The sequence below is a fragment of the Myxococcus xanthus genome (assembly GCF_013116825.1).
In the GTDB taxonomy this organism is placed as follows: Bacteria; Myxococcota; Myxococcia; order Myxococcales; family Myxococcaceae; genus Myxococcus; species Myxococcus xanthus_B.
In genome coordinates, this window is sequence record NZ_JABFNS010000290.1 from 1 (window position 1) to 956 (window position 956).

1 protein-coding gene is annotated in these 956 nt (G+C 66.1%); it reads right to left on the reverse strand.

Annotated elements, in window-relative coordinates:
* Positions 1–956, reverse strand: a 956-nt coding sequence (gene tuf / locus HNV26_RS37345) for an elongation factor Tu (RefSeq protein WP_171445607.1), incomplete at both ends; no start/stop codon positions are given.

A 956-nucleotide genomic window follows, 5' to 3' on the forward strand; every position in this document is an offset into this window, starting at 1 on the left:
GTGTGACGACCACCCTCTTCCTTCGACAGCACGTAGATCTGCGCCTTGAACTTGGTGTGCGGGGTGATGCTGCCCGGCTTGGCCAGCACCTGGCCGCGCTCCATGTCCTCGCGCTTCAGGCCGCGCACCAGCGCGCCGATGTTGTCGCCCGCCATGCCCTGGTCCAGCAGCTTGCGGAACATCTCCACGCCCGTGACGACCGTCTTCTGCGTCGGGCGCAGACCGACGACTTCCACTTCCTCGCCGACCTTGATGATACCGCGCTCGACGCGGCCCGTGGCCACCGTGCCGCGGCCGGAGATGGAGAACACGTCCTCCACCGGCATCAGGAAGGGCTTGTCCGTCGCGCGCTGCGGCGTCGGGATGTAGCTATCCACCGCCTCCATCAGCTTCAGGATGGCCGGCTCGCCGATGTCGCTGGTGTCACCCTCCAGCGCCTTGAGCGCCGAGCCCGGGATGATGGGGATGTCGTCGCCAGGGAACTCGTACTTCTTCAGCAGGTCGCGGACTTCCATCTCCACGAGCTCGCGCAGCTCGGGGTCGTCCAGCATGTCCACCTTGTTCAGGAAGACCACGATGTACGGAACGCCGACCTGGCGCGCCAGCAGGATGTGCTCACGCGTCTGCGGCATCGGGCCGTCCGCCGCCGACACCACCAGGATGGCGCCGTCCATCTGCGCCGCGCCCGTGATCATGTTCTTCACGTAGTCGGCGTGGCCCGGACAGTCGACGTGGGCGTAGTGCCGGTTCGACGTCTGATACTCCACGTGCGAGGTGGAGATCGTGATGCCGCGCTCACGCTCCTCCGGCGCCTTGTCAATCAGGTCGTACGCCAGGAACGTGGCGCCGCCCGTCTTCGCCAGCACCTTGGTGATGGCGGCCGTCAGCGACGTCTTGCCGTGGTCCACGTGTCCGATCGTGCCGATGTTCACGTGGGGCTTGTTACGCTCGAACTT